Annotated in this window: 1 protein-coding gene and 1 pseudogene; both read left to right on the top strand. The window is 66.7% G+C overall.

Annotated features, from left to right (window positions below; genetic code table 11):
- Positions 1-844 (top strand): glycoside hydrolase family 15 protein (locus JMF90_RS36130; protein ID WP_201326255.1); only part of this gene is annotated, 844 nt, incomplete at its 5' end.
- Between the two features lie 211 nt (positions 845-1,055).
- Positions 1,056-1,678: pseudogene (locus JMF90_RS36125) on the top strand (polyhydroxyalkanoate depolymerase); the annotation flags it as partial.

Raw genomic sequence — 1,678 nt, 5'->3', positions numbered from 1 at the left:
CTCGCTGCCGGTGCGCGTCGGCAACGGCGCCGCGAACCAGCTCCAGCTCGACGTGTTCGGCGAGGTGATGGCCGCGCTGCACCTTGCGCGCGTGGGCGGCCTGCAGGCCGACGACACGGTCTGGTCCGTGCAGTGCGCGCTGCTCGATCACCTCGAGAAGATCTGGCAGGAACCCGACGAAGGCATCTGGGAAACGCGCGGCGGCCGTCGCCATTTCACGTTCTCGAAGGTGATGGCGTGGGTCGCGTTCGACCGCGCGATCAAGTCGGCGGAGATGTTCCGGCTGCCCGGCTCGCTCGACCGCTGGCGCGCGCTGCGCGAGCAGATCCATGCGGACGTCTGCGCCAACGCATGGCACGAAGGCAAGCAGGCGTTCGCGCAGAGCTACGGCAGCGACGAGCTCGACGCAAGCGTGCTGCTGCTGCCGCAGCTCGGCTTCCTGCCGCCGGAAGACCCGCGCATCGTCGGCACGGTCGAGGCGATCGAACGGGAATTGCTGCACGACGGGCTCGTGATGCGCTACCGCACGACCGAATACGACGACGGCCTGCCGCCGGGCGAAGGCACGTTTCTCGCGTGCAGCTTCTGGCTGGTCGACAGCTATGCGCTGCTCGGCCGGATCGACGACGCGCATCGGCTCTTCAGCCGCCTGCTCGCGCTGTCGAACGACCTCGGGCTGCTCGCGGAGGAATACGACCCGGTCGCCGGGCGGCTCGTCGGCAACTTCCCGCAGGCGTTCTCGCACGTGGCGCTCGTGCACACCGCGATGAACCTGATGCACCATGAAGACGCGATGGCGCGCGCGGCCGGCCAGCCCGCGCCGGCCGTGGCTACGGGCCGCTGAACGGCGCGCGCGGGCCTTGTTCAGAGATCGTCAAATCGCAACACTTTGATGAAAACCCGGGGAAATGTTGCATTGCACCACCGATCGTTGTCCGATATGATCGGCGAGATTGTCCGGCTGCAATGCAACATGGCCGGTCGCTGACCCACACGGCACGCCGCGACGCCTCACGCCGCCCTTGCGCACCGTCCCCCACGCGGGAGTAGCCTGCATGCTTTACCAACTGCACGAATTCCAGCGGGCGATGCTGAGCCCGCTCACGGCCTGGGCCCAGGCCGCCTCGAAGTCGTTCGCGAATCCGTCCAGCCCGTTCTCGCTGATGCCCGGTGCCCCGCGGATGGCGGCTGCCTATGAGCTGATGTATCGGCTCGGCAAGGATTACGAGAAGCCGGAATTCAACATTCATCAGATCGTCAAGGACGGCCACAACATCCCGATCGTCGAGCAGACGATCATCGAGAAGCCGTTCTGCCGCCTGCTGCGCTTCAAGCGCTATTCGGACGACGCCGACGCCGTCACGCAACTGAAGGACGAGCCGGTCGTGCTGGTCTGCGCGCCGCTGTCGGGCCACCACTCGACGCTGCTGCGCGACACCGTACGCACGCTGCTGCAGGATCACAAGGTCTACATCACCGACTGGATCGACGCGCGGATGGTGCCGGTCGAGACGGGCCCGTTCCACCTGCACGACTACATCGCGTACATCCAGGAATTCATCCGTCACATCGGCGCGCGCAACCTGCACGTGATCTCGGTATGCCAGCCGACGGTGCCGGTGCTCGCGGCGATCTCGCTGATGGCGAGCCGCGGCGAGGACACGCCGCTCACGATGAC

The sequence above is a fragment of the Burkholderia sp. E168m23 genome (assembly GCF_016586125.1).
Taxonomy (GTDB): Bacteria; Pseudomonadota; Gammaproteobacteria; order Burkholderiales; family Burkholderiaceae; genus Burkholderia; species Burkholderia orbicola.
The sequence above is the reverse complement of the archived record's forward strand: the minus strand, read 5'-3'. Positions and strand labels throughout refer to the sequence as shown.